At 71.8% G+C, this 25,545-nt stretch carries 24 protein-coding genes; 6 read left to right on the top strand and 18 right to left on the bottom strand.

All coding sequences use genetic code 11. From position 1 onward, the window contains the following. Positions 1-49: 49 nt before the first annotated feature. Positions 50-493 carry a MarR family winged helix-turn-helix transcriptional regulator gene (locus VAB18032_RS05410; RefSeq protein WP_013731780.1) on the top strand — a complete coding sequence of 148 codons (444 nt, stop codon included), beginning with the start codon at positions 50-52 and terminating at the stop codon, positions 491-493. 82 nt (positions 494-575) lie between these two features. Here the strand turns inward: VAB18032_RS05410 and VAB18032_RS05405 are convergent, their stop codons facing one another. The 4 genes from VAB18032_RS05405 to VAB18032_RS05390 all read right to left on the bottom strand — a co-directional run bounded on the left by VAB18032_RS05405 (position 576) and on the right by VAB18032_RS05390 (position 4,301). Next, complete coding sequence (locus tag VAB18032_RS05405; protein ID WP_013731779.1) at positions 576-956, bottom strand: YciI family protein; 381 nt, start codon at positions 954-956, stop codon at positions 576-578. Between the two features lie 32 nt (positions 957-988). Beyond that, entirely contained in the window at positions 989-1,663 is a 675-nt protein-coding gene (locus VAB18032_RS05400; RefSeq protein WP_043723044.1) for a DUF998 domain-containing protein, read from the bottom strand. 127 nt (positions 1,664-1,790) lie between these two features. After that, positions 1,791-3,065, bottom strand: a complete 1,275-nt coding sequence (locus tag VAB18032_RS05395) for an RNA polymerase sigma factor (RefSeq protein ID WP_013731777.1) — start codon at positions 3,063-3,065, stop codon at positions 1,791-1,793. Between the two features lie 78 nt (positions 3,066-3,143). Further along, positions 3,144-4,301: a hypothetical protein gene (locus tag VAB18032_RS05390; protein WP_013731776.1), complete on the bottom strand. Its 1,158-nt coding sequence runs from the start codon at positions 4,299-4,301 to the stop codon at positions 3,144-3,146. Positions 4,302-4,599: 298 nt separating this feature from the next. Between VAB18032_RS05390 and VAB18032_RS05385 the strand changes: the two genes are divergently transcribed. Further along, positions 4,600-4,797, top strand: coding sequence for a hypothetical protein (locus VAB18032_RS05385; protein ID WP_013731775.1), 198 nt, complete (start codon positions 4,600-4,602; stop codon positions 4,795-4,797). Between the two features lie 63 nt (positions 4,798-4,860). On the opposite strand, the gene VAB18032_RS05380 is transcribed toward VAB18032_RS05385, so the two are convergent. From VAB18032_RS05380 to VAB18032_RS05340, 9 genes are all read right to left on the bottom strand, one after another. After that, positions 4,861-5,145 (bottom strand): putative quinol monooxygenase, encoded by a 285-nt coding sequence (locus tag VAB18032_RS05380; RefSeq protein WP_043719777.1) that lies wholly within the window; start codon positions 5,143-5,145, stop codon positions 4,861-4,863. A 93-nt stretch (positions 5,146-5,238) separates the two neighbouring features. After that, on the bottom strand, positions 5,239-5,997 hold the full coding sequence (locus VAB18032_RS05375; RefSeq protein ID WP_013731773.1) for a MerR family transcriptional regulator: 759 nt from the start codon (positions 5,995-5,997) through the stop codon (positions 5,239-5,241). 39 nt (positions 5,998-6,036) lie between these two features. After that, the gene (locus tag VAB18032_RS05370) at positions 6,037-8,361 is read right to left on the bottom strand and encodes a putative bifunctional diguanylate cyclase/phosphodiesterase (protein ID WP_013731772.1); all 2,325 of its coding nucleotides are present in this window, start codon (positions 8,359-8,361) and stop codon (positions 6,037-6,039) included. 225 nt (positions 8,362-8,586) lie between these two features. Beyond that, a complete protein-coding gene (locus VAB18032_RS05365) occupies positions 8,587-10,113 on the bottom strand; it encodes a hypothetical protein (RefSeq protein ID WP_013731771.1) in 1,527 nt (508 codons plus the stop codon). Then, a complete protein-coding gene (locus tag VAB18032_RS05360) occupies positions 10,110-11,303 on the bottom strand; it encodes a hypothetical protein (RefSeq protein WP_013731770.1) in 1,194 nt (397 codons plus the stop codon). The genes VAB18032_RS05365 and VAB18032_RS05360 overlap by 4 nt, the downstream gene beginning before the upstream one ends. A gap of 349 nt (positions 11,304-11,652) precedes the next feature. Further along, the gene (locus VAB18032_RS05355) at positions 11,653-12,492 is read right to left on the bottom strand and encodes an SRPBCC family protein (RefSeq protein WP_013731769.1); all 840 of its coding nucleotides are present in this window, start codon (positions 12,490-12,492) and stop codon (positions 11,653-11,655) included. Then, on the bottom strand, positions 12,485-13,042 hold the full coding sequence (locus tag VAB18032_RS05350; RefSeq protein ID WP_013731768.1) for a winged helix-turn-helix domain-containing protein: 558 nt from the start codon (positions 13,040-13,042) through the stop codon (positions 12,485-12,487). Before VAB18032_RS05350 ends, VAB18032_RS05355 begins: the two co-directional genes overlap by 8 nt. A gap of 130 nt (positions 13,043-13,172) precedes the next feature. Next, positions 13,173-14,516, bottom strand: coding sequence for a class I SAM-dependent methyltransferase (locus VAB18032_RS05345; RefSeq protein WP_043719774.1), 1,344 nt, complete (start codon positions 14,514-14,516; stop codon positions 13,173-13,175). Beyond that, positions 14,513-15,895 (bottom strand): FAD-binding oxidoreductase, encoded by a 1,383-nt coding sequence (locus VAB18032_RS05340; protein ID WP_013731766.1) that lies wholly within the window; start codon positions 15,893-15,895, stop codon positions 14,513-14,515. The genes VAB18032_RS05345 and VAB18032_RS05340 overlap by 4 nt, the downstream gene beginning before the upstream one ends. 107 nt (positions 15,896-16,002) lie before the next feature. Here VAB18032_RS05340 and VAB18032_RS05335 point away from each other — a divergent pair, with 107 nt between their 5' ends. Beyond that, positions 16,003-16,287: a DUF427 domain-containing protein gene (locus tag VAB18032_RS05335; protein WP_043719772.1), complete on the top strand. Its 285-nt coding sequence runs from the start codon at positions 16,003-16,005 to the stop codon at positions 16,285-16,287. Positions 16,288-16,344: 57 nt separating this feature from the next. Next, on the top strand, positions 16,345-17,043 hold the full coding sequence (locus VAB18032_RS05330) for an RICIN domain-containing protein (RefSeq protein WP_013731764.1): 699 nt from the start codon (positions 16,345-16,347) through the stop codon (positions 17,041-17,043). A 10-nt stretch (positions 17,044-17,053) separates the two neighbouring features. On the opposite strand, the gene VAB18032_RS05325 is transcribed toward VAB18032_RS05330, so the two are convergent. Next, the gene (locus VAB18032_RS05325; RefSeq protein WP_013731763.1) at positions 17,054-18,406 is read right to left on the bottom strand and encodes an MFS transporter; all 1,353 of its coding nucleotides are present in this window, start codon (positions 18,404-18,406) and stop codon (positions 17,054-17,056) included. A 19-nt stretch (positions 18,407-18,425) separates the two neighbouring features. Between VAB18032_RS05325 and VAB18032_RS05320 the strand changes: the two genes are divergently transcribed. Then, entirely contained in the window at positions 18,426-19,400 is a 975-nt protein-coding gene (locus VAB18032_RS05320) for a GlxA family transcriptional regulator (RefSeq protein WP_013731762.1), read from the top strand. Positions 19,401-19,440: 40 nt separating this feature from the next. On the opposite strand, the gene VAB18032_RS05315 is transcribed toward VAB18032_RS05320, so the two are convergent. From VAB18032_RS05315 to VAB18032_RS05305, 3 genes are all read right to left on the bottom strand, one after another. Continuing rightward, positions 19,441-21,393 (bottom strand): vWA domain-containing protein, encoded by a 1,953-nt coding sequence (locus VAB18032_RS05315; RefSeq protein WP_013731761.1) that lies wholly within the window; start codon positions 21,391-21,393, stop codon positions 19,441-19,443. Positions 21,394-21,395: 2 nt separating this feature from the next. After that, positions 21,396-22,847: a magnesium chelatase ATPase subunit I gene (locus tag VAB18032_RS05310; protein ID WP_013731760.1), complete on the bottom strand. Its 1,452-nt coding sequence runs from the start codon at positions 22,845-22,847 to the stop codon at positions 21,396-21,398. Between the two features lie 81 nt (positions 22,848-22,928). Next, a complete protein-coding gene (locus VAB18032_RS05305; RefSeq protein WP_013731759.1) occupies positions 22,929-23,507 on the bottom strand; it encodes a TetR/AcrR family transcriptional regulator in 579 nt (192 codons plus the stop codon). 87 nt (positions 23,508-23,594) lie between these two features. Here VAB18032_RS05305 and VAB18032_RS05300 point away from each other — a divergent pair, with 87 nt between their 5' ends. Further along, positions 23,595-24,050, top strand: coding sequence for a GNAT family N-acetyltransferase (locus VAB18032_RS05300; protein ID WP_013731758.1), 456 nt, complete (start codon positions 23,595-23,597; stop codon positions 24,048-24,050). Positions 24,051-24,335: 285 nt separating this feature from the next. Here the strand turns inward: VAB18032_RS05300 and VAB18032_RS05295 are convergent, their stop codons facing one another. Beyond that, a complete protein-coding gene (locus tag VAB18032_RS05295; RefSeq protein WP_013731757.1) occupies positions 24,336-25,304 on the bottom strand; it encodes an aldo/keto reductase in 969 nt (322 codons plus the stop codon). Between the last annotated feature and the right edge of the window lie 241 nt (positions 25,305-25,545).

Raw genomic sequence — 25,545 nt, 5'->3', positions numbered from 1 at the left:
CTACGATAGCTCTGCCTACAGAGGCATTTGATCCGGACGGGGGCGCACTGTGACGGAGGAGACCCTCGCCGAGCTCGGCGCGGCCCTGGGTGACCTGCACCGGGTGCTGCGCCGTACGGCCAGCCAACGGACGGGTCGGGCGGCCCTGCCCGACGCTCAGGTGGAGGTGCTGCGTCTGGTGCAGCGACAGCCCGGGATCAGCGTCCGGGAGGCCGCCGAGCGCCTGGGCACCGCGCCGAACACGGTGAGCACCCTGGTCGGTGAGCTGACCTCGGCGGGCCTGCTGAGCCGGGAGCGGGACCCGGGTGACCGGCGTACCGTCCGGTTGGAGTTGACCGATGCGGCGCGGGACCGGACGGCCGCCTACGGCCAGCACCGCAGCGAACTGCTCGCCGCCGCCCTGGCCCAGTTGGAGGCCGCAGATCGGGAACGGCTGCTCGCCGCCACCCCGGCGCTGTCCCGGCTGGCCGACCAGGTCGCCCTCCAACGCTGACCCGTCGACAAACGCCCGAGCGGCCTGACGAGCGGGACCGGCCCGGCCGACGCGCGACCGAGCCGGTTCCGTTCCACGGCGGTCAGGCCGGCGGGGCCAGGTCCTCCCACTCGGTGACCCGGCGGACGTCGACCTCGACGTCGATGTCGGCGGCGATGAAGATGTCGGTGAACTTCTGCGCCCAGTGCATCGCCTCGGCCTTGTCTCGGACCTGCAACAGCGCGAACCCGGCGATCAGCTCTTTGGTCTCGGCGAACGGCCCGTCGGTCACCGTCGCCTTGCCCCCGGTGACGGTGATCCGGCCGGCGTCCACACTGCTCGGCCGCAGCCCTTCACCGGCGAGCAGCACACCCGCCTGGTTCGCTTCGCCCATGAACGCGCCCATCCGGGCCATGAAGGCCTCGTCGGGCTGCCACAGCTCGGGCCTGTTCTCGTCGAGCTTGTGCATGACCATGAAACGCATCGAAGTTGTTCCTCTCCTGTTGTGTGACGAATTCAGCGGGACGTGACAGCCAGCAGACGGGCGCAGACGACCGAGAGCCAACCGAAGAGAACAGCGGAGCCCAGCGCCATCCGTACGCTGATGCTGTCCTGGTGCGGCCAGGCCATCACGAGCACCACCACGGCGGCACCGGCAACCGACAGCACGGCGGCACCGGGCCGGCCCAGCCGGGCCTCCCGGCGGGCGAAGACCAGGCATCCCACGGTGAGTGAGCAAAACGCGAGCATCGCACCGACACCGTGGCCGACGGCATGCCAGCTCATCGTCTCCGCCGGTCCCTGCGGCGCGCCCGCCGGCCATCCCATGCTCGGGTCGGCCACCAGCACACCGCCGACGATCAACCCGAGGCCGAAGACGGCGACCAGCCGAGGCAGCCAGAGAGCACCGGGCTGGCCGGGCGGCAGCACCCGACGCATCCCGGCCGCGCCGGCGAGCGCCAGCAGTCCGGTCATCACGAACGTGGCGATCTGGATCCACCCGTGCTCACCGAGCGCGAGCAGGCTCAGTGGCTGCCGACTCAGGTCGAACCCGTCGCGGGTCAGCACCTGCGCGGTGACCGACACCGCGAACACCGGCCCCGCGGCGATACCGCCGGCCAGCAACACCCCCGTCGTACGCTGCTTGCCGGTGCCCGCCACCTCGGGCCGTGCCGTCGTCGCGGTCGCCATGTTCGCCTCCTCGTCCTGCCGGCCGGTCGCCGGTGTGCCGGGCCGGTGGTCAGACCGGCTGTCACTGACGCGTCGGGCGACCCGACCGGGATTCGACATCGCGGCGGGATTTTTTCCAGAAGATTTCTCAGCGCCTCGGCGGCACCCCGGCGGTGCAGTCGGCGGCCCGGTCGCGCAGCAGCGCCTGTTCCCGGGCGTTGCCGGTGAGTTCGGCCGCGCGGGTGAACTCGGCGGCGGCCTCGTCGTAGCGGCCGAGCTTGGCCAGCAGGTCGCCGAGCACCGCGGGCAGCAGGTGGTAGCGGGCCAACGCCGGTTCGGAGGCCAGCGGACGGGCCACCGCCAGGCCGGCGGCCGGCCCGTCGGCGAAGGAGACCGCCACTGCTCGATTCAGCTCCACCACCGGCGACGGCGCGACCTGTGCCAGCTCGGTGTAGCTGGCCGCGATCCGCGCCCAGTCCGTCTCCTCAGCGGTACGCGCCCGCGCGTGACACGCCGCGATCTCCGCCTGGAGGGTGTACGGGCCGGCCTGGTCACTGCTGGTCCGGGCCCGCTCCAGCGCCGCCAACCCTCGGCGGATCAGCAGGTGGTCCCAGCGTCGCCGATCCTGTTCCAGCAGCAGGACCGGTTCCCCGGCCGCGTCGGTGCGCGCCGCGGTCCGGGACGCCTGGATCTCCAGCAGCGCGGCCAACCCGTGCACCTCGGCTTCGTCCGGCATCAGCGTCTGCAACATCCGGGCCAGCCGCAGCGCGTCCTCGCAGAGCGCCGGGCGCATCCAGTCCTGCCCGGCCGTCGCCGCGTACCCCTCGTTGAAGATGAGGTAGGTGACCTCCAGGACGCTGGCCAGCCGCTGCGGGCGGTCGGCCGTACCGGGCACCTCGAACGGCACCCCGGCCTCGGCGAGGGTCTTCTTCGCCCGGGTGATCCGCTGCGCCATGGTGGACTCCGGCACCAGGAACGCCCGCGCGATCTCCTCGGTCTTCAGGCCGCCGACCATCCGCAGGGTCAGCGCGGCGCGGGCCTGCGGGGTCAGCACCGGATGGCAGGCAGTGAAGATCAACCGGAGCAGGTCGTCGTCGATGGTGTCCTCGAAGGCCGCGTCGAAATCCGGGGTGAACGCCCCCTCGCCGAGGTCACGGCCGAGTTCGGCGACCTTGCGGTCGCGTACCTGCCGGTGGCGCAGGCCGTCGATGGCCCGCCGCTTGCCCACCGCGGTCAGCCACGCCCCCGGATTTGTCGGTACGCCGTCACGCGGCCACTGCTCCAGTGCGGCGACCAGCGCGTCCTGGGCCAGTTCCTCGGCCCAGGAGACGTCGCGCACCAGCCCCGCCAGGGCGGCGATCACCCGACCGGACTCGATCCGCCACACCGCGTCGATGCTGCGGTTGACCTCGGCAACTCCCATTGGCGCATCAGACCAAACCGGTCCGCCCCGGGCAACAACCACCCGCCGGGGGTCGACGCCCGGCGTCACGTCAGGCCGTCAGTGCCACACCGTGCGGCGTACGCCGCCGTGCAGTCCGCACGCCCTCGGGCTGCCACCGGCCAGGCTGATCTTGCCGTTCGTGCACTGCACCAGGTAGCCGCGCCCCTCCCAGAACCCCGGCACACAGTCGAAGTGCTCGCACACCTGCGGGTCGGGCTCACGGATCCGCTCACCGGAGCAGAAGTCGTACCCCATCGGGTTGGCCGGGGCGCCGCACCGTCGCTGCGGGCTGCTCCGATCCGCCGTCGGCGAGCCGCTGGCGCGGGGTGTCTTCGGGCCGGTGACCCGCAATGCCTGCGGGGAGCCGGTGGCGCGGGGTGCCTTGGGTGCGACGGTGGCGGCGACCGGTGCCGGGGTGGCCGCGACCGCCGTCTCCCGGCCGGTCGGATCCGACGGGCCGGAGTTCGCCAACGCCAACGGCACCAGTACGGCCAGGGCAGCCGCGACCACCGCGGTCCGCCGGCCGCCGGGCAGCAGCGCCAACAGCCGGGCCTGTGCCGGCGTGGCGATACCGGGCCGGGACGGGCGCGCCTTGGTGTGCTCGGCGATCAGTTCGTCGAGTTGGGCGATGACGGCGTCACGCTGCTCGATGGCGTCGGCGAAGGCCAGGGTGAGCAGGAACCGGAACTCGGCCGCCGCGTCGGCGGGCACCAGCACCCCGGAGGTACGCCGCCGGTCGAGCACCTGGATCAGGGAGACGGGCGCCTGCGGGTCGTGGGCCAGGCCGCTGATCCGCCCGTACGCCCAGTCCCGTCGACCGCGTCCACCGAGCAGCACGAGCCGCCGGTTGGTGATCACCGCCATGCCGGCGTCGGTGACCCGCACGCCGTCGGGTAGGCGACGGTGCAGCCGGCCGTGCTCCACGCCGACTGTCAACTCGGGGGCGGGCAGCACGGCGGTGTGCCGTACCTCCACCAGTTGGGCCGCCGGCACCACCCGGAGCACGATCTCGTCGGGGCCCAGTTCGAGCAGCAGACCCTCGCCGGCCGCGGCGGAGCCGTGGCACTGCTCGGCGAGCGTACGCAGTCGGCGCAGTTCGTCGTCGCGTCGCCGCCAGGCCCTCTCGGCGCTGCGGAACAGCCGCAGCCGGCGCTCGTTCTGCCGGCGCGCCCACCGGTACCGCCATGTCGAACCCGTCGAATCAGTCCTCGCCACGCCGACTCCTTCGCCGCGCATGCCACCAACCGCAGGCCATTCAGAGGGGTGTCACAGTGATTAACGGCACAAGGCAGCACGATGGACACGGCCGACACCGGGCGAAATACCCGATCGGTGGACCAATAAGGACGAGTTGGTGGTTTTGCTGCGCCCGTCCCGCGTGCCGACACCACCTCACCGGACCGGTCAGCCGTCGGCAGGTGTGACGCATCCAGCAGCGCTGACGCCAATCAATCGGACGAGTTGACAGGACCGACATCGAGGCTGACGGGATGATGACGAACAGGGCCACGAGATGAGCAGCCCGACCCGCCAGATCGATCGGGACACCGCCGATCTGCTCCTCGACGGCGACCCGGTCGCCCTCAGCCGGGTCGGACGGCTCGCCGCCACGCTGCGTGCGCTGCGCGGGCCGGCCCGCCCCGGCGAACTGGCCGGGGAACCAGCGGCGGTGGCCGCGTTCCTGGCCCGACTGGCCCGACGCCCGCCGTAACGTCGTCGTACGGCAGGCGTCGGGTGGGTCGGCCGCGACCGGCGTGGGACCGCCGGGGCGGGGTCAGGGGGACTCGACCGCGCTGATCCGGAACTTGTGCACCTCGGCGCCGACCAGAGCCACCTGCTGTTCCGGCTCGGGACCGGAACCGCGGAAGTCGAGCAGCTGCTCGTCGGACTCCCACCGCTCGTAGACGTTGATCCGGCCCGGCTCGACCAGGTCGGCGCTGATGGCGAAGTCCACACAGCCGGGTGCCGACCTGGCCTGCCGGACGATCTCGGCACAGGTGGCCAGGTAGTCGTCCCGCTCGGCCGGATCCACATAGAGCGTGCCGGCGACTATCAACACGAATGACCCCCGCAGATCAGGAGATGACCCCGTCAGTCATACTCCCCCGCCCCGACAGTTCCCGCCCGTCGAACCACCGACGCGCGGCTCCTGTCACGCCCGGGTGATCGCGTTGGCGTGGATCGCCTCGTGCAGGTACTGGCCCAGCCCCGGCGCCATCGCCTCGTAGTGGGCCAGGAACCGCTCGTCGGCCAGGTACATGTCGGCCAGCCCGGTGTGGATCTCGTACGAGCACTCGTAGAACCACCGGCTGATGTGCTGCCGGTGTTCCTCGGCCAACTCCATCGCCGCCGGCCCGTCCGCCGGGGCGCCCGAGGCCATCAGTGCGACGATCCGCCGCCCCCAGTCCTCGGTCTCGCCCTTGATCCGCAGCCAGTCGTCCTTCGAGTAGCTCGACGCGCGCCGGTTCGACTCCCGGTACGCGTCGGTGCCACCCCAGCGCTGCTCCGCCTCCTCGGCGTACGCCTCGGGCTCGAAGTCACCGAACACCTCGAAGCGCTCCTGCGGGGTGAGTGGGATGTTCAACTTGTTCGCCTCCATCGCAAACTCGATCGCCGTGACCATCTCCTGCAACCGCTTGATCCGTACCGTCAGCAGTTCGTGCTGGCGGCGCAGGTGCGCGTCCCGGTCACCGGCCGGGTCGTCGAGGATCTCGGCGATCTGTTCCAGCGGGAACCCCAGCTCGCGGTAGTACCGGACCAGTTGCAGCCGCTCCAGGTCCGCGTCGCTGTAGCGGCGGTAGCCGGCGCCGGTGCGCCCGCTGGGCGACAGCAGCCCGATCTGGTCGTAGTGGTGCAGCGCCCGCACGGTCACCCCGGCGAGCCTGGCCACCTGGCCGACGGTGTACGCCATGGTTCCCTCCCTTCTGAGAAACCACGGTCCCGCCTGCCGTTACGTGAGGGTCAAGCCCGATTCTGCGACATCGGACACCTTCGCGGGCGCGGAGCCGGCCAGCACCGTACGCAACTCGTCCAGCGCGGCGGGCCGCCCGTACCGGTAGCCCTGCCCCTGCACACAGCCGATAGCGGCGACCGCGTCGTGCTGCCGCTCGGTCTCCACCCCCTCGGCCACCACGCCCAGGCCGTACGCCCCGGCCAGCCGGGTCACCATCTCCACCGTCGCGTACGCCCGGGTGTCCTCGGAGAGCCGGGCCACGAACGACCGGTCGATCTTCAACTCGGTGGCCGGGATCCGATGCAGATAACTCAGCGAGGAATAGCCGGTGCCGAAGTCGTCGATGGCGATCCGGATGCCCAGCTCACGGAGTTGACCCAGCCGGTCGAGCACCGCATCGCTGCCCTCGATCAACGCCGACTCGGTGAGCTCCAGGGTCAGCGCCCGCGGCGCCAGTCCGGCCCCGGCGGTGGCCTCGGTGACCGTGGCGATCAGATCCGGCCGGCGCAGGTGCGCCGCCGCGATGTTCACCGCGACCGTGGCCGACGGGACCTGGGTCTGCCAGGTGGCCGCCGCCCGACACGCCTCGTGGATCACCCACCGGTCGATCGACAGGATCAGCCCGGTCTCCTCGGCCAGCGGCAGGAAACGCGCCGGGCTGAGCATGCCCAGCCGGGGATGCCGCCACCGCACCAGCGCCTCGGCGCTGCGTACCGTGCCGGTGGACAGGTCAACGATCGGCTGGAACTCCAGGTGCAGCTGCTGCTCGTCGACCGCCCGCCGCAGGTCGGCGATCAGCTCCGCCCGACTGACCGCGGACTCCCGCAGGGCCGGCGTGCAGCGCCGGTACGCCGACTTGCCGGCCGCCTTTGCCGCGTACATCGCGATGTCGGCGTCGCGCAACAGATCCGTGTACGTGACGTGTTGTGGTCCGTACTCGGCGATGCCGATACTCGCCGACGGGTGGACGCCGACGACCTCCTCGCCGGCCGACGGGTGCAGCGACGCCAGCAGCCGCTCCGCCAGCCGCTCCGGCGCGGCGGTACGCCCGGTGACCAGCACGGCGAACTCGTCGCCACCGATCCGGGCGATCATGCCGTCGTCGGCGACCGCGCGCCGCATCCGCCGCGACAGGCCGGTCAGCAGGGTGTCACCGGTGCTGTGCCCGAACCGGTCGTTGACCTGCTTGAAGCCGTCCAGATCGAGCAGCAGAACGGCGACCGGCTGGGCCCCACCCAGGGCGCTGCGCAGCCTGCGGGTGAACGCCAGCCGGTTGGGCAGCCCGGTGAGCTGGTCGACGTAGGCGAGGTGCCGCAGCCGCGCCACCAGGCGCAGGTTCTCGTTGGCCGCCAGGATCTGCCGCAACGCCAGCGCCGCCAACAGCCCCAGCAACGCCAGGAAGACCGGCAGCGGGCTGTGCCCGGCGGGCTCCCGGGCCAGCAGCGCCGCCGCGATCACCCCGCCCACCGGCAGGTACGGCAGCGTCACCCGCCACCACGGCGGCAGCGGCACCTCACCGACGTCAACGCCGCGCTGACAGTGCTGCGGTGGAGCGAGCCGGGCCGCCACGCCGATCAGCAGGTAGCTCAGCGGCCACAGCACGTCGATCAGGGTGCCGGAATGGTAGGTGCCGGCAGCCGCCGTCGACACGTACATCGAGTCGGCCACCGCACGAATGGTCAGGCTCGCTCCGAGCAACGTCAGCGGACGCCACACCGGCCGACCCGGCCCGATCACCACGACCAGAACGGTCAGCTGCATCAGGTCGAACAGCGGGTAGAGCAGGCCGGCGTAGCGCAGCGGCTCGTTCAGGTCCGTCAGGGCGACGTTACGGAACAGCAGCAGCCAGCCGATCGGCATCAACGCCAGCGCGACGATCACCCCGTCGAGCAGGGCCCGGGCGCGTCCCAGCGAGGTGCGGGGAGCGGTCAGCGCGCACAGCAACGCGCCGGTCCCGGTGAGCAGGCTCGCCGTGAAGATCAGCCCGATCGGCAGGGTGTGCGGCAGTTCCTGGCCCGCGAGCCGCTGCGACGTCCACAGGGCACGGCCGGCGAGGGAGAGCAGCATGGTGGCGGCGAGCAGAAGCCAGAACCGGCGCAGCGGTCGAGGGTGCCGGCGGGCAGCACCCACGCAGGCCAGCGCCGCCCAGCAGGCCACGGTGATCGCGCCGAGGTCGCTGACCAGAGCCGTCTGCGGCAGTTCGAGGGCCAACCAGACGGTCTCGACGGCCACGACCGCGCCGGCGGCGTACACACCTGCCGGGCCGACCCGGGTCTGCCCGGCCGGCCGCACGGTGGCCTGTTCGATGTCCTTTCGCGACACAGCGATCGCTCTGGCTTTCTCTCGTTCGCGCACCCTCGACGGCGAAGACCGGTCCCGGCAAACCCGGAAAGACTAGCCACGCAATCGACCGCACCGCCAGATCCAGCCGGACGGAGTCCGCAACCCGACGGCTCGACCGCGCCATCCACGTCCATCAGCAGCAGGTCGGCCGGCACCACCAGGGCCACAAAGGACACCCTGCGCGACGAGCAGGCGACCCAGTGTCTACGCCCAGTCCTCGTCGGGCACCGGTGCCGCACCTTCGCCGATCGGCAACGGGTCGACGGGCGCGGCGGCGGGCGGGCCGCCGTGGGTCCACGGGGTGTCCTCCACCGCCGGGAAGCCTCCCGCCGGCACGTACGCCTCGCTGAGCGTGGTGTAGCACAGCCGCTCCCCCACCTCGGGCACGCTGCCCGGTGCGGCGGTCAGCCCTCGCCCCATCCCGCCGGAGAGCTCCACCACCACCTCGGTCTTGCCGTCGGCCACCGGAGTCACGAAGACCACCCGCGCCTTCTGCGCCGGCCGGTTCGGACTGGACAGCACCGCGCCCACCGGCACCAGCACCGGGTCGGTGGTCACCAGCTGGATGCGTGGACGCAGCACCGGCCGCCGGCCACTGTCGTCGATGCGCGCCGCATCGGCCAACACCACCTCGCCGACGAACGCCTCACCGGTCAGCCGGTACTCGGCCATCACCAGCGGATCGTCGTAGGCGCGTTGCACCGCGTACAGGTCCGCGGCCCGCTCCAGGCGGTGCAGCCGGGCGGCGGCGGCCACCGCACCGTCGCGACGCGGCTGGGGCGCACCGTCGGCGTCGACATGATCGGCGTACGCGGTGAAGGCGTCCCGGTCACCGTCCCAGCGGGCGGCCACCCGGGCGCCGGGCGGCAGCGCCCGCAACAACCCCACCCCGCGCCACATCAGCTCCCAGGTGGGCGTCAGCTGATCGCGCAGCAACTTCTCCAGCTCCGCGTACGCCTCACCCCGGGCCACCTCGTCCGACTCGGCGGCAGCGTACGCCTCGATCGCCGGGGCCAGCCGCTCGTTGTCGAAGCTCGGATCGGTCGCCGGGCCGGCGGGCGGACACCTCACCGGGTCCTCGGCCCAGGCCGCCGCCTCGACGCCGCTGCGCCCGGCCGGCGGGGCGATCCAGCCGAGCAGTGCCGGCAGATGCAGGTCCTCCACCGCGCTCTGCCCGGTCGCCCAGTGCAGACTCAACGCCTGCGTCATCGCCACCAACGCCGACGAGCCCGGATGCTCGGCCCGCTCGGCGAAGAAGGTCAGCCACCGGCCCAGCAACGGCACCTGCGGCGGCACCGGATGATCGCCGTCGACCCGTCGGAACCGGGTGGCCCGACCCAACAGCCGCAGGAACGTCACCCCGGCCGGATTCGGCACCAGCAGCTGCGGTGCGTCAAGGTAGCGGTACCGCACGTCCCGCCCCCGGTCGACCGGCACCGCCTCGTTGGCCCCCCGATGCGCGTCCACATAGGGCAGTACGGTGGCCGCCAGTTCGGCGACGAATGCGAACCGCTGGTCCCGGTTACGTGGCTGCGGCACGATCAGCAGCCGCGCCTCGCCCGGTGCCGCGCCGACCATCGCCGCCAACGGCGCGTTCGCCTCACCCGCCATGGCCAACGGCACCAGCACCAACGGCCGCCGGGACAGGTGCAGGTGCCGGACGGTGGCCACCGGTTGGGCCATCCCGGCAGCCACCGCCTGCGCTGCCGCCAGCGCCCGCAGCGTACTCACGCCGCCCCGCTGAGGGCCTCGGCGCGCAGCCGGGCAGCGGTACGCAACAGCGCCGCCGCCTCGGCCCGCTGCGGATCGGCGACCGGCTCACCGGCGGCGAGCGCCAGCACCTCGGCCACCCTGTCGATCCCGCCCAGCGCCTCACGGACCGGCCGACCCAGCGCGGCTGTTTGCCCGCCCGCCTCCTGCCGACAGAAGTACGCCAACTCGCAGCTGGCCAGGCAGTCCGGGGCGTAGCGAGCCGGCACCTGCGACAGGGACGCCACCAACGTCGCCGGGTCCGCGGCCGGATCGGCGGTGAAATCGGCAGGTACGCCGGCCAGCAACTCGTCGAGCTGAGCCATCCGGTCCAGTTGCCGGCGTACCACCAACAACTGCTTGCGCACGTCCAGCAGGTGAGCCACCGGCTGGTTGGTGAAATCGCGCGGGCAGATCAGCACCACCTCGTGCGACACCAGATCCGGATCGAGTCCTCGCGTGGCGAGCAGCTCCCGCAGCGCCAGCACGTACACCGCCGACTGGACCGCCGCGGCGGCCAGCTTGGCCGCATCGGCCTGCCCGTCGACCACCGGGAACGACTTGATCTCGACCACGTGGAACCGGCCACCCAGCCGCGCGGCCACCAGATCCGGCTCCAGATGCACCCGCCGCCCGGCGACCTCCAACCCGAGCAGCGGATGATCGAACAACGCCGCCCCCTGATCCACCAGGTCAGGACTACCCGCGTGACCGGGGCTTCCCGCGTGACCGGGGCTCGCCGCTTGGCGTGGGTCCGCCGCGCCGTCGGGCTCCGTCGGCTCGTGGGGCGTGACTGCGTCGGTGAGCAGCGCGGCGGAGCGTTCCACCCGACCGGCCAACTCGTCCCCGTCACCCAGGTCGGTCCAGGTCGCCACCGCCGGCACCGGGACACCCAGCCGCTCGGCCACCAGGCGCAGCAGTTCGGCACCGCCGTCCGCCTTCACCTGCGCCTCGAACGTGTTGCCCCGGGTGATCGCGAATCGAGACTGCCCGAACCTGGCGGGAAACCCGACCCGCTCGGCCAGCGACGGCTTGTCCACCCCCGCACCGTCGAGAACGGCTCGGCGGGTGCAACCCGGGTTACCGGTCAACGCCGCGATCGTCCGCGCGTTGTGCCGCCGCGGCGGCAGCCCACCCCGAATCTTCGCCAGCCGCTGCTCGCTACTCGTCACGACACGCCACCATAGCCCCCACCCCCACCCCCACCACCCCACCAACACCCCTCCCTGCCCCACCCCGTCCACCCCCACCCCACCGCACCCCTGCCCACCCCACCCCACCCCTGCCCGCACCCGCACCCGCACCCGCACCCGCACCCGCACCCGCACCCGCACCCGCGATCTTGCACTTATGGTCGCCGATCTGCACCCTTCACCCCTTATTCCCCGACCAAAAGTGCAAGATCGCGGGCGCGGGCGGGCGGAGCGGGCGGAGCGGGTCAGGCCGGGCAGGACAGCGCGGGGCGGGGCGGCAGGTGCGGGGCGGGGCGGGGCGGGGTGAGGTGGGTGGGGGTGGGGGCAGTTAGTTCGTGGGGATCCAGATGGGTTGCCAGTTGGGGATCTCGTGGTAGCGGCGTAGTTCGGCGAGGCCGGAGACCAGGCCGGCCCAGGCGGCGTACGGCGGGTTCTGCTCGTCGAAGCCGCTCTGTACGAAGGTGAGCCTCGTCTTCCCCTCGGACTCGGCCAGTTCCCAGGTCGTCACGCCTGGCGCTTTCCAGTCGACGGACATCCGCCGCCCCGGCTCCAAGTCAACGATCTTGGCCGCGTCGCCCTGATCGAGGCCACCCATGGCGTACCGGCCGCCGAGCCAGGGCTCGATGCCGATCGGGTAGCCGAACCAGGCGGTGGCCTGCTCCGAGTCGGTGAGCGACTCCCAGACCTTGTCGGCCGGGGCGTTGATGAACATCTCCACACGGAAGTCGGTGCTGGTGAAGTCCGTCTTCGGCAGCAGCGGGCTGCCTTCCAGATAGGCGTTCAGGTTGGCGGTGGCCAGCGCCCAGTAGGTCTGGAGCACGCCCCGGATGCTGGTGCCGTTGATGACGTCGTTGAAGTCGAAGTGGGTCTGCGACAGGTGCAGCACGGTGGCGTCCGGCCCGTCCGGGCGCAAAGTTATCTCGGTGGTGGTCTCCTCACCGTCGAGTAACCAGGCGAAACGCAGCCGGTCGTCGTCGACGTCCAGCAGTCGCTGGTGTGGGGCGTCGCCCTCGGGCGTGTAGCGACCCCAGAACTCGTACCGCTTCGGCAGGTCGACCTCAACATGCTCGGCCAGCCAGATCCGCAGCTCGGCCGGATCGGTCAGGGCCTGGCGCACCCGCGCGATCGGTGCGGCGAGGCGTATGGCGATGTTCATCGGTTCAGTCACGGTCGGTCTCCTTCGGATAGCAGGCAACGGCGAGCTTGAAGGCGTCACCTTCGGTGCCGCCGTAGCGGGTGAACAACTCCTGTAACGCGGACTGGAGGTCGTGCAGGAATTCCTGCCGGCGCTCGGCCGGCACCCGGATCTCGCCGGAGACGCCGATCGAGGGCAGCTCGGGTGCGCTGCGGTCGAGGGCGGCGACATCGGCCTGGACCTCCTCCATCAGGTCCAGCAGGTAACCCAGGCTCAGCTCGTCGCGGGTGCGACGCAGGCCGATCCGTCCCACCACCCGGGGCGAGAGCCAGTACGACCGGGCGGCGGCCTGGTAGATGCCCTCGGTGATGCCTCGGACCTTGCGTTTGTCGACCTGCTCGACCAGCCCGGCCGCGACCAGTTGCTTGACGTGGTAGTAGACGCGCTGCGGCGTCTGCTCCAGTCGGGCGGCCACCTCGGTGCAGGTGCGCGGCTCGGCCAACTGCCGCAGCACCTCGACACGCTGCGGCTTGAGCAGGACCTCGGCCTGCTCGATCTGCTCCAGGTACAGGACGTCTCTCATCGCAAAAACCAGCTTGTACGTACAAAATCTGTTTGTCAATCGATCCGACAAAGGCCACGCCGGGCAATTCCGGCGCGGCCTTTGTCGATCAGTAGGTCAGCAGGTCAGTGGGTCAGGAGGCCAGAGGAGGTCAGGCCAGCCAGTCCGGGCGCAGCGGATAGCCGTTCACCCCGTCGGGGCCGTTGCGGGTCGCCACCACCTGGTGCAGTTGGATGCCGTTGCGTTCGAACGCCAACCGCGAACCGGCCATGTAGAGCCCCCACACCCGGGCCGTGCCGGCACCCACCTCGCCGACGCAGAAATCCCAGTGCTCCACCAGGTTGCGGCACCAGGCAGCCAGCGTCAGCGCGTAGTGCTGGCGCAGGTTCTCCTCGTGGTGCACCTCCAGCCCGACGTCGTGGATCTCGCTGATCACCCGACCCGGCCCGGCCAGCTCACCGTCAGGGAAGACGTACCTGTCGATGAACGCCCCGGAGCGGTGCGGCGCCCGATTGTCCGCCCGGGTGATGCAGTGGTTGAGCAGGCGACCCTCGGGCCGCAGCCGGTCGGCCAGGAACCCGAAGTACGCCGGATAGTTGCGCACCCCGATGTGCTCGGTCAGGCCGATCGAGGAGACCGCGTCGAACTGCTCGTGCGGGGCGTCCCGGTAGTCCAGGTGGCGCACCTCGGCCAGCCCGGTCAGCCCTTCGCGCTCGATCGCCGCCTGCGCCCACTGCGCCTGCGCCCGGGACAGCGTCACCCCGAGCGCCTTCACGCCGTACTCGCGGGCCGCGTGCCGGACCATGCCGCCCCAGCCGCAGCCCACGTCCAGCAGCCGCATCCCCGGACGCAGCGCCAACTTGCCCGCCACCAGGTCGTACTTGCTGGCCTGGGCCTCTTCCAGGGTGTCGTCGGGACTGCGGTACACCGCGCAGGTGTAGGTCATCGACGGCCCGAGCACCTTCTCGTAAAAGGCGTTCGACACGTCGTAGTGGTGCGAGATGGCGCTGCTGTCGCGGGTCCGCGAGTGCCGCAACCCGCCCACCACCCGCTTCCAGCGGGGCAACGCCTCCTGCGGCGGGGCCGGCGGCGGCAGCAGCCGCTCCCAGCCCAGCCCGCGCACCAGCGCCAGCCCCTCGGCCAGCGCCGGTGGGCGCACCCGCAGCTCGTCCTTGAACACCCGCAACGCTTCGTACGGGTCACCCGGGTGCACACCCTCCAGGGCCAGATCCCCGCTGACGTACGCCCGCGCCATGCCCAGATCGCCCGGGGCGGTGAGCAGGTACGACAGCCCTCGCTCGGTGCGGATCGCCAGGGTGATGCCGGAGTCGGCCGGCCCGATGGCGCTGCCGTCGTAGCCGGTGACCCGTACCGGCAGGGGGCCTGCGGTCACCGCCCGGATGACGTCCGCCACGGTCGGCCCACGCCGCCCGGACCCCGGGGGCGGCGTAGCGGACGCCCCGGTCGCGCCCTGCTCTCGATCAATCAGACTCATGCTCGTGCTACCGCCTTTTCGTACAGTCCGGTGAGGCGATGCTCCGGGTCGTACCGGTCCCGCACGGCACGCCACGTGTCGCCGCCGTAGAGCCGGTCGAACGAATCCCGGTCGTAGTACGCGTCGGAGTAGAGCGACTTGTGCCCGCCCACCTCCGACACCGCGCGCTCGATCTCACGGTTGACGTCGCCGTCGGCGGCGCCCTCGGCGATCGGCACAGTTCCCCAGAACCCGATGTTGACGTAGTCCTGCGCCGGCCGTAGCGGATACAGCGGCCAGGACCGGGCCGATCCGGCGCCCGTCGGCTCACGCAACCGCAGCGGACACAACCACACCGGGCTCATCCGCACCCGGTCGGCGAACCAGTGCAGGAATTCCGCCGTACGCTCCAGCGGAATCTCCACGTCCTGCACGACCCGCTCCCGGGGCGGCTGACCGCGCCAGCGGTCGATCCGGGCAGCCACCTGGTGCCGGTGCTCCAGACGCACGATGCGGTGGTAGACGTCGCTGCGCCGCCAGCGCGTCGGCCACAGCCGCCGCACCACCGGATGCTGCACCCCGAACGCCGCCGAGCACCAGAACCAGTCGGTGTCCCACCGCCACAGGTAGTCGTAGCAGGTCAGGGCGTCGCGCTGACGTCGGCGCAACGAGCGGTAGTAGATGTCCTGGCCGGTGTAGTCGGAGACCGCCGGCACGTCGTCGGCGAAGGTCCCCAGCACCAGGTACGCCTCGTCGGGGCTGAACATCACCCCGTCCAACGCGTCGACCGGCTCGCCGTCCCAACTGCGGCTGGCGGTGATCTGGCCGATCGCGGCGGTCAACTCGGACAGGTCGGTGAACCGCACGTTGCGCAGCGCGACGTGACGGCGCACCGGTTGCAGCTCGATGCGCAGTCGGGTGGCGTAACCGAGGCTGCCCAGCGAGTTGGGGAACGCCGCGAACAGGTCGGCGTGCTCACCCTCGCGCCGGGCGCTGACCACCTCGCCGGCACCGGTCAGCACATCCAGCTCGATGACCGACTCGTGCGGCAGGCCGTTGCGGAACGAGGTCGACTCGATGCCCAGGCCGGTGACCGCCCCGCCGAGGGTGATGGTGCGCAGCTGCGGCACCACCAACGGCATCAGCCCGTGCGCGAGGGTCGCGTCGACCAGCCGTTCGTAGGTGCACATGCCCTGCACCTCGGCGGTGCGGGCGACCGGGTCGACACCCAGCACCCCGTCGAGCCCGCTGACGTCCAGCCCGGGAGTGCGGGGAGCGTTGCGCGGGCGGAACAGGTTTGACGTGCGCTTGGCCAGCCGCACCGGCTGGCCCGGAGGCACCGCCTCGTACGACCGCCGCAGCTGGGCCACCGCCAGGTCATGATCACGGACGGCGTGCATGGGATCACTGTACGCTCCGACGCCGTCCTGGGATGTCCATGAGGGGCATTTCGGATACTCCGTCTCCGCGATACCGCCCGGCCTCCCGCGGGCATAGCGTTGGGGTCATGCCGAAAGCCGTTTGGAACGACCTGGTGATCGCCGAGAGCAACGACACCGTGGTGGTGGAGGGCAACCACTACTTCCCCCGGGCCGCCCTCCGCGAGGACCTGATCCGCGACTCCGACACCCACACCGTCTGCCCGTGGAAGGGCACCGCCTCCTACTACACCCTCGAACACGCGGGCCGGACCAGCGCCGACGCGGTCTGGTACTACCCGGAGCCGTTCCCGGAGGCGGAGATGGTCCGCGACCGGGTCGCCTTCTGGAAGGACGTCCAGGTCGTCGACTGAGTCACCCGGGCCGGGGGCGACTGGCCCGAACCGGCCGGCGTGCACCAGGATGCCGGCATGTCGGAAACCGATGGACCGGGCACCGTCTACGGCACCCGCCGAGGCGGGTTGCTACGCGACCCACTGCTGGGCACGGCGCTGGCGATCGGGCTGATCGGCATCCTGGCCGGGGTGGTGTTCGCCACCGGCGCCCTCGACGACGGTGACCCGCCATCGGCGGCGAACATGGCCGTGAGCAGCGCACCCTCGACCGAGCCGAGCCCGACCGAGGAGCAGCCACCGCCCACCACCCAGGCGCCCGAGCCGACCCCGTCGGCCACCCCCAGCGCCGCCCCTGACCCTCTCGTCGGCCCGAAGGTGTTCGCCGGCGTCGGCTCGGGCCGGTGCCTCGGCCTCGACGGTGCCGGTGAGCGGGCGATCGCCGAGTTGGCCGTGTGCACCGGCGGTCCGGAGCAGCGGTGGATCGTCAGCCGGTACGGTCCGGACACGGTGACGCTGGCCAACGCCGCGTACCACCAGTGCCTCGACGTCGAGGGGGGCAGCGGCGACGACGGCGCCCGGCTGTTGCAGTACGGCTGCCACGGCGAGGTCAACCAGCAGTGGCGTCTCCAGCCCGTCGACGGCGGCGCGGTCCTGCTGGTGGCCGTGCACAGTGGCAAGTGCGCCCAGGTCCACGGCGGCGGCACCGCCGCCGGTGACGACGTCACCCAGGCCCCCTGCAACGGCAACCCGGCCCAGCGCTGGACGCTGCGGTGAGGCGACCCGGTCAGTCCCGGTAGCTCCACGCCTTGGGGGCCACCGCGACCGGGGCCGGTTCCATCAGGACGGCACCGCGTCGGCGCAGCAGCATCAGCGACAGCACCGCCGCGCCCACCGACAGGGCTCCCGCCACGTGCCAGGCGAGGGTGTACGTGCCGAGTTCGTCGCGGACCAGTCCCGCCCCGATGGCGGCCACTGCCGCACCGAACTGGTGTGCGGCGAAGACCCAGCCGAAGACCACCGCGCCGGAGAGGCCGAAGTACTCCCGGCACAGCGCCACGGTCGGCGGAACGGTGGCCACCCAGTCCAGGCCGTAGAAGATGACGAAGACCAGCATGCTCGGTTCGGTGGTGGCCGCGAACAGGCCGGGCAGCACCAGCAGCGAACCGCCGCGCAGCGCGTAGTAGGCGCCCAGCAGCAGCCGAGGGTCGTACCGGTCGGTGAGCCAGCCCGAGGCGATCGTGCCGACGATGTCGAAGAGACCGACGAGCGCCAACAGCCCGGCGGCGGTGGTCTGCGGCATGCCGTGGTCGTGGGCGGCCGGGATGAAGTGCGTCCCGACCAGACCGTTTGTGGTCGCGCCGCAGATCGCGAAACCCGCGGCCAGCAGCCAGAAGGGCCGGGTCCGGGCCGCCTGGGCCAGCGCGCCGAGGGCACGGGCGGCGGCACCACCGGTCGGCCGGACCGGCTCGACGATCTCGCTGGCGCCGTACGGGGGCAGCCCGAGATCCGCCGGATACTCCCGCAACAGGCGCAACACCAGCGGTACGACAAGCAGCGCCGCCCCGGCGACGACAAGTGCCGCCGAGCGCCAGCCGTACGCCCCGACCAGCATCGCCAGCAGCGGCAGGAAGACCAGTTGACCGGCCGCCCCGCCGGCGGTGAGCACGCCGGTGACCAGGCCCCGACGATGCACGAACCAGCGCCCGGTCACGGTGGCCACGAAGGCCAGCGCCATCGAGCCGGTGCCCAGCCCGACCAGCACCCCCCAGCAGGCGATGAGCTGCCAACTGGCCGTCATGAACACGGTCAGCCCGCTACCTGCGGCGACCATCGTCAGCGCGGCGGCCACCACCCGGCGGATGCCGAAGCGGTCCATCAACGCCGCGGCGAAGGGCGCGGTCAGCCCGTAGAGCAGCAGGTTCACCGAGACGGCCGCGGAGATGGTGGCCAACGGCCAGCGGAACTCGGCGTGCAGCGGATGCAGCAGCACCGACGGGGTGGCCCGGAAGCCGGCGGCACCGACAAGCGCGACGAAGGCGACGGCGGCGACGATCCAGGCGGGGTGCAGGCGGACAGGTCGACTCACCAGGAGAGTCTGCGGCCACCGGGCCGGACGGACGAGTGGCCGAAAGGCCATCCTCCGCAATAATCGGGCCATGACGCCGCACCGTATCGCCGTCCTCGCCGTCGACCAGGTGGTCGGGCTGGACCTGGGCACCCCGTCCCAGGTCTTCCGCACCGCGCGGAACGCCGACGACCAGCACTTGTACACCGTCGACACGTGCACCCCGGGCGGTCGGCCGGTGCGCAGTACGGCCGGTTTCCAGGTGCTGCCCGACCACGGCCTGGAGTTGCTGGCGGACGCCGACACGGTGATCGTGCCCGGGGTGAACGGTGACGCGACCCGGCGACGCGACGTGATCGAGCCCGAGGTGATCGAGGCGCTGCGCGCCGCGTACGACAGGGGTGTTCGGGTCATGTCCATCTGCACCGGAGCGTTCGTGCTGGCCGCCGCCGGCCTGCTCGACGAGCGCCGCGCCACCACCCACTGGGCGTACACGGACCGGTTTCGTGAGTTGTACCCGAAGGTCGACCTGGATCCCGAGGTGCTGTTCGTCGCCGACGGCCCGGTGCTCACCTCCGCCGGGGTGGCCGCCGGAATCGACCTGTGCCTGCACGTGGTCCGCACCGACCACGGCAGCCAGGTCGCCAACCAGTCCGCCCGCCGGTGCGTGATGCCACCCTGGCGCGACGGTGGACAGGCCCAGTACATCGAACGCCCCGTGCCGCAGGCACCGGACACCAGTACCGCCGGGGCCCGCCAGTGGGCCCGCCAGCGGCTGCACGAGTCGGTCAGCCTGCGGGACCTCGCCGAGCAGGCGCGGATGAGCGTCCGCACGTTCACCCGACGGTTCCGGGCCGAGACCGGGCTCAGCCCGGCGCAGTGGCTGCTGCGCGAGCGCACCGACCACGCCCGGCTGCTGCTGGAGAGCACCGACCTGAGCATCGACCAGGTCGCCCGCCGCAGCGGTTTCGGCACCGCCGCCGCCCTCCGCCAGCAACTGCACCAGCGCGTCGGCGTCGCACCGTCGGCCTACCGCCGCACCTTCAAAGGAAGGGCCCCTTGTTAACGCCTCCGGTAGCGGAAGGGCCCCTTGTTAACAAACGACGCTAGCGCCGACCGCGACGGGCCCGCAGGTAGTCGCTGACCACGTACTCGCCGAGGTCCTCGGTGTCGGGGGTGAACACCCGGCCGCCGCTGCGTCGGGCCACCGCGTCGACGAACCGGCGCAGCCCGGGGTCGTCACCGAGCATGAACAGGTTCAGCGTGGCTCCGTACCGGCCGAGCCGGTCCACCTCACGGATGGTCGCCTCGATCGTCTCCCGCAGGGGCGGCCAGCAGAACACCGCCTCCCCGTCCTCCGGATCCAGGTGGGCGGTGGGTTCCCCGTCGGTGACCACCAGCACCACCGGCTCGGCGTCCGGATGACGACGCAGGTGCCGACCGGCCAGCCGCAACGCGTGTTGGAGATTGGTGCCCTGAGCCATGTCCGGTTCCACGGCCGCCAGCTCCTGCTGGCGCAGCGGCGCCGCCTCCCGACCGAATCCGATGATCTGCAACGCGTCCTGCGGGAACCGGGTCGCCATCAGGTGGGCCAGCGCGAGCGCCGTCTGCTTCATCGGGCCCCACCGGCCCTGCGAGATCATCGAGTACGACAGGTCCACGCAGAGCGCCACCGCCGCCGAGGCCCGCCGCTCGGTCTCGACCACCTCGAAGTCCGTCACCGCGAGCGGCACCGGCACACCCGGTCCGGCCCGGGCGACCGCCCGGGTGAGCGTACGCACCACGTCCAGCGGCTGCTCGTCGCCGTACTCCCAGGGGCGGGAAGCCCCGCTGACCTCACCGGCCGCCCCCGCCGAGCGCAGGTCGTGATGCCCGCGCGGGCCGGCGGTCAGCTCGGCGAAGACCTGACGCAGCGCGGTGCCGCCGAGGCGGCGCAGCGCTTTCGGGCTCAACGTCAACCCCTCGGCGTCGCGGCTCACCCAACCCTGGCGGCGCAGCTCGCGCTCCATTTCACGCAACTGGCGTACGGCGGCAGCAGCGTCACGGCCCAGGGTCCGGGCGACCGCGTCCACGTCGATGTCGTCCAACGTGGCCCCGGGATGCGCCTGACCGAACTGGTCGAGCAGGTCGTCCAGCTCGGCCACCTCGTCGAGCACCCCGGTCGCCTCGCCGTAGCTCAAGGGCTCGCCGCCCTGCGTCCGCTCGCCGCGCGCCCACCGCAGGTCGGGCCGCAGCGACCGCAGGTTCTGCTCCAGCGCCGACAGTTCCCCGGCGAGCCGGTCGCCCAGCGACTGCCGCATCAGTTCGGCGAGCTCCGTACGCTGGCGCTCCGACAGCGAATTCATCAGCCGCTGCCCGGCCGCCGCCCGGCGGGCCAGCAACTCGATCAGCTCGTCGACGTTGCCCGGTCGTTCCGGGAAGAACTCGCCGTGCCGGCGCATGAACTCGGCGAACGCGTCGGTGGTGTCCTCGGCGCGCGCATGCCGGGCCAGGAGGGCGTTGAGGTCCTGCATCATCTCGGCGAGCCGTTCCTGCACGGCCGGGTCGGCCGCCAACTGTGCCGACTCGCGCAGTCCGGCGAACCGCTGGCCGAGCACGTCGTCGCGCAGCCCGTCGAGAATCCGCTGGTAGAGCTGCCGGGCCTCGTCGCTGGCCCACTGGTAGCCGGAGAGTTCCCGCACCGCCTGGGCGGTGGAGCGAGGCAGGTTGTTCAGCTCCGTCTCGGCGAACCGGGCCGCCTCGTCCTGCCGACCGGCCAACTCGTCGCGCTCGGCCGCCAGGGCCTGGTCGAGCAGGGCACGGGCCCGGGTCACCGCGCCGTCCAGCTCGCCCCGGCGCAGCATCTCCCGGCGCAGTCGGCGGGCTCGGGCGGTCAGCTCGTCCAGCCCGCCGCGCCCCTGCAGGCCCCGGCGCAACAGGTCGCGCAGGGCTTGCCGCAGGCTGCCGCCGGCCAGCACCTCCTGGCCGACCTGGTCCACCGCGGCCTGCACGTCGTACGGCGGGGCCAGCGGGTCGGGGCCGCCGTGCCACTGCCCGTACCGGAACCGGTTGCCGGCCATGCTCAGTCCCGGCCGGCGTAGCGGGTGCGCCCCGAATCCGTCACGTCCTTGCCCAGCCGGCGGCTCAGGTGCAGCCCTTCCAGCACGAACTCGACCGCAGCGGCGGCCTGCCCGGCGCTCGGCGCGTCACCGACGCCGAGCCGGTCGAGCACCTTCGCCAGGCCGGGTACGGTGCCCACCTGACGCAGCAGATCGGTCGCCGGGACCAGTTCCCCGGTCTCGATCGCCTTGCCGTCCTCGACCAGCGTGGTGAATCCGGACAGGTCCAGCCCGGCCAGCCGGGCCCGGAAGGTCTCGGCCGTGGCGGTACGCAGCAGATGACCGAGGATCTCGATCTCCCGGCCCTCCTCACCGCTCTCGAACTCCACCTTGCCGCGCAGCGTGGAGGTCACCGACACCGCGTCCCCCACCCGCGCCACCGCCTCCGGCGCAAGGAAGGGCTCGGCGGTGGAGGCGTCGGCGAGCAGGCTGGCGCGGCGCAGCGCGGCGGCGGCGACGGTCTCCGCAGCGGCGATGGCGAACCGGGCGGAGACGCCCGAGCGGGGATCCACCGACGGCGACTCGCGCACCGCGCGGGCGAAGCGGGCCAGCACCTCCAGCACGTGTTCCGGCACCTCGGCGACCAGGTCGGCCTCCTGCCGGATCAGCGCCAGTTCCAACTCCAGGTCGGTCGGATAGTGGGTACGGATCTCGGCACCGAACCGGTCCTTGAGCGGGGTGATGATCCGCCCCCGGTTGGTGTAGTCCTCCGGGTTGGCGCTGGCCACCAGGAACAGATCCAGCGGCAGTCGCAGCTGGTAGCCGCGTACCTGGATGTCGCGTTCCTCCAGCACGTTGAGCAACGCCACCTGGATCCGCTCGGCCAGGTCGGGCAGCTCGTTCACGGCGAAAATACCCCGGTTGGTACGCGGCACCAGACCGAAGTGGATCGTCTCCGGGTCGCCGAGAGTCCTTCCCTGCGCCAGCCGGATCGGGTCGACGTCACCGATCAGGTCACCGACACTGGTGTCCGGGGTGGCCAGCTTTTCGCCGTAGCGCATCGAGCGGTGCAGCCAGCCGACCGGCAGGTCGTCGCCGGCCTCGGCGACCAGCGCCCGGGACGCCGGGGTGATCGGATGCAGGGGATGCTCGTTGAGCGCCGATCCGGCGATCACCGGGGTCCACTCGTCCAGCAGCGCCACCAGGGATCGGATCAGCCGGGTCTTGCCCTGGCCACGCTCACCGAGCAACACCATGTCGTGCCCGGCGAGCAGCGCCCGTTCCACCTCGGGCAGCACTGTGTCGTCGTACCCGACGATGCCGGCGAACCGCGGCCCGCCGTCTCGCAGCCGGGCCAGCAGGTTGTCGCGCAGCTCCTGCTTGACTGTGCGGTACCGGCATCCGGCGGCGCGTAGCGCGCCGAGCGTGCCGGGCAGATCGGGTGGCGGGACCGGAGTTGCCGGAAATCTGCTCACCCGACCACGCTAGCTCGCCGTCGCCGCGATCAGGTCTGGTCGCCCGGCCCGATTTCGCCCTTCCCTGGTCTGATCGAGAATTCAGAGTTGGGCGAGGGCGGCGTCGATCGCAGCGCGCTGGGTCTGGTCACAATAGGTGGCCGGGTCGACGGCCGCGAGCGCGTTGAGCCCTTCGACAAGCGCCACCAGGCTGGTCGCGGTGGCGCGGCAGTCGGCCGACGGCCGGTCGGGACAGACCGCGGCAACCAGGGCGGCGACCCGGTCGACGAACCGACGGTTGTACGACCGGTGCAGGTCGGCCAGGACCGGGTCGGCCAGCGCGGCGGCGAGGAACCCCAGCCACACCCGCGCCTCCTCCCGCTTCTCCTCGGTCGGTGAGGCGGCCTGCCACAGCACGGCCCGCAGCGCGGCGCGGGGTGTGTCTGCGGCGGCCTGAGCCGCGTCGGCCCGCTGGCCGGTACGCCGATGCAACAGTTCGCGAGCGTGCACCAGCAGGGCCTGCTTGTCGGCGAAGGTGTGCAGCACCATGCCGGTGGTGCAGCCGGCCCGCTCGGCGACTGCACGCAGGGTCAGGCCGGGCAGTCCCCGCTCGGCCAACACCGACCAGGTCGCCGCCGACAGACGTTGCTGCTGGTCGACGAGGTCACGTCGTCTGGCCATCCGTACCTCTTCCCCGGCGCTGGATCCGATCCGTAGCGTACGTTACGGTAACGCTCGTTACGGAATCATGGTGGGAAGGAACGTCGCATGGTCTCCATCGACCACGAAGCGTGGGACTCGGCCGATGCGGCCCGGCTGCGCGAGGCGCAACGCGTCGAACTCGACGCCCGCTACGGCAACGACAACCACGAGCCGGGGGAACCACCCAGCGCCGCGAGCGTCAGCGTCTTCCTCGTCGCCCGCGACGCCGACGGCACCGCCATCGGCTGCGGGGGGCTGCGTCTGCTCGACCCCGGCTCCGCCGAGATCAAACGGATGTACATCACCCCGTCGGCCCGGGGCACCGGCGTCGCCGTCGCCATCCTGCGCGCCCTGGAACACCAGGCCCGAGAGGCGGGCGTACGCACCCTGCTGCTGGAGACCGGCACCGCCCAGCCCGAGGCGATGCGCTTCTACGAACGCGAGGGCTACCACCGCATCGAGAACTTCGGCCCGTACCGGGGCGCACCCCTCTCCGTCTGCTACGCCCGCGACCTGCCCTGAACGACCCGCCCCCCGCACCCCGGGAGACGGCGCCAGCACCCTCCGGAGACCATCGCGGTGGCGCGCGGAGCATCGACCATCGGATTGTCATCGTCCGTGATCCGCGCCAGGCGCCGCCCTATCAACCTGCTCCCCCTTTGCTCTGCTTCAACCCACGCAATAGCGCCTGAGCAGGGCCAACATCCGGCAGCGACTGCGGAAGACGGACGGCGACGCTTGCGGACAGTAACCGTTGCGTGGATTGAAGCAGAGCAAAGGGGAGGTGGGGAGGGTGGTCGCCCCGGGTCAGCGTCCGGCGCGGGCCCGCACCATTCCCGGTACGGCGGCCAGCCCGGTGACCGGGCGGAACGCCCGCGCCGCGTTGACCAGAGCGGCGTACTCGTCCTCGGTCAGGTCAATCGCCGCAGCGGCGGCGTTGCGTTCCAACTGCTCCACCGTGGATGCCCCCGGAATCGCCACCACGTTCGGGTGCCGCAACACGTACGCCAGGGCGATCTGGCTCGGCGTGGCGTCGTGCGCGGCGGCCACCTGGCGCAGCGTCTCGATCAGCGCCGTGCCACGGACCAGGTTCTCCGGCAGGAAGTACGGGTTGGCCCGGCGTATCGCGCCGACCGGGGGATGATGCGCGTCGTACCGCCCGGACAGGAACCCCTGCGCCAGCGGGCTGTACGCGATGACCAGGCGACCCGCCTGCTCCGCGTACGGCAGGAGGTCTTCCTCGGGCTTGCGGTCGAGCAAGCTGTAGCGGACCTGGTTGCTCAGCACCCGACGGCCCAGCGCGGCCTCGGCGACCTGCCAGCGGCGCAGGCTGTAGTTGCTCACCCCCACCTCGCCGACCAGGCCGACGTCCTGAAGGGCCCGCATGCCCCGCATGGTGCTCTGGTCGCTGACCACCGGATTGGGCTGGTGCACCTGGTAGAGGTCGATGCTGGTGACCCCGAGCCGGGCCGCCGAGGCGACCGCCCGCTGCTGCACCACGGACGCCACCGGCAACACCGGAAATATCTTGGTCGCGATGGTGACCTTGTCCCGATCGGCGGCCAGCGCCGCGCCGAGAATCCGCTCGCTGCGGCCGAAGCCGTACACCTCGGCGGTGTCGAAGACGGTGACACCCAACTCGACGGCCCGCCGGACGATGTCCGCCGCCAACCGCTCGTAATCCGGGCCGTAACCCCACTCCCGCGACCCGAACTGCCAGGTGCCAAGGCCGATCTTGGACAGGGATTTCGGCGTGTCGAGCCGCACGTAGCGCATGGCTGGAACCGTACCCGTCACTCGCTCGGCCGGCCTGCTGGTTCCCCCCGTTCAGTGCCGTCCGCTGGTCGACTCAACCAGCGGACGCCACGGAACCCATCACGGTTGCCCACCTCACGACACGGCTGCGAGGCGCTTGACTGCGGGAGCGGCCAGTTCCCGGGGTCGGTGCTCTCTCATCTTCACTGCGGCCTTCGCGAGTCACCGCCCCCCTCTGCCCTGGGAGGCGCGGGAAGGTTGA

Origin of the sequence: Micromonospora maris AB-18-032 (assembly GCF_000204155.1) — a bacterium.
GTDB classification, from domain to species: Bacteria; Actinomycetota; Actinomycetes; order Mycobacteriales; family Micromonosporaceae; genus Micromonospora; species Micromonospora gifhornensis.
The sequence above is the reverse complement of the archived record's forward strand: the minus strand, read 5'-3'. Positions and strand labels throughout refer to the sequence as shown.

Excerpts from the sequence above, each read along its gene's own strand:
- VAB18032_RS05405 (WP_013731779.1), bottom strand. The coding sequence starts at position 956 with ATGCGTTTCATGGTCATGCACAAGCTCGACGAGAACAGGCCCGAGCTG.
- VAB18032_RS05400 (WP_043723044.1), bottom strand. The coding sequence starts at position 1,663 with ATGGCGACCGCGACGACGGCACGGCCCGAGGTGGCGGGCACCGGCAAG.
- VAB18032_RS05395 (WP_013731777.1), bottom strand. The coding sequence starts at position 3,065 with ATGGGAGTTGCCGAGGTCAACCGCAGCATCGACGCGGTGTGGCGGATC.
- VAB18032_RS05385 (WP_013731775.1), top strand. The coding sequence starts at position 4,600 with ATGAGCAGCCCGACCCGCCAGATCGATCGGGACACCGCCGATCTGCTC.
- VAB18032_RS05375 (WP_013731773.1), bottom strand. The coding sequence starts at position 5,997 with ATGGCGTACACCGTCGGCCAGGTGGCCAGGCTCGCCGGGGTGACCGTG.
- VAB18032_RS05350 (WP_013731768.1), bottom strand. The coding sequence starts at position 13,042 with ATGAGAGACGTCCTGTACCTGGAGCAGATCGAGCAGGCCGAGGTCCTG.
- VAB18032_RS05345 (WP_043719774.1), bottom strand. The coding sequence starts at position 14,516 with ATGAGTCTGATTGATCGAGAGCAGGGCGCGACCGGGGCGTCCGCTACG.
- VAB18032_RS05340 (WP_013731766.1), bottom strand. The coding sequence starts at position 15,895 with ATGCACGCCGTCCGTGATCATGACCTGGCGGTGGCCCAGCTGCGGCGG.
- VAB18032_RS05335 (WP_043719772.1), top strand. The coding sequence starts at position 16,003 with ATGCCGAAAGCCGTTTGGAACGACCTGGTGATCGCCGAGAGCAACGAC.
- VAB18032_RS05330 (WP_013731764.1), top strand. The coding sequence starts at position 16,345 with ATGTCGGAAACCGATGGACCGGGCACCGTCTACGGCACCCGCCGAGGC.
- VAB18032_RS05325 (WP_013731763.1), bottom strand. The coding sequence starts at position 18,406 with ATGGCCTTTCGGCCACTCGTCCGTCCGGCCCGGTGGCCGCAGACTCTC.
- VAB18032_RS05320 (WP_013731762.1), top strand. The coding sequence starts at position 18,426 with ATGACGCCGCACCGTATCGCCGTCCTCGCCGTCGACCAGGTGGTCGGG.
- VAB18032_RS05315 (WP_013731761.1), bottom strand. The coding sequence starts at position 21,393 with ATGGCCGGCAACCGGTTCCGGTACGGGCAGTGGCACGGCGGCCCCGAC.
- VAB18032_RS05305 (WP_013731759.1), bottom strand. The coding sequence starts at position 23,507 with ATGGCCAGACGACGTGACCTCGTCGACCAGCAGCAACGTCTGTCGGCG.
- VAB18032_RS05300 (WP_013731758.1), top strand. The coding sequence starts at position 23,595 with ATGGTCTCCATCGACCACGAAGCGTGGGACTCGGCCGATGCGGCCCGG.
- VAB18032_RS05295 (WP_013731757.1), bottom strand. The coding sequence starts at position 25,304 with ATGCGCTACGTGCGGCTCGACACGCCGAAATCCCTGTCCAAGATCGGC.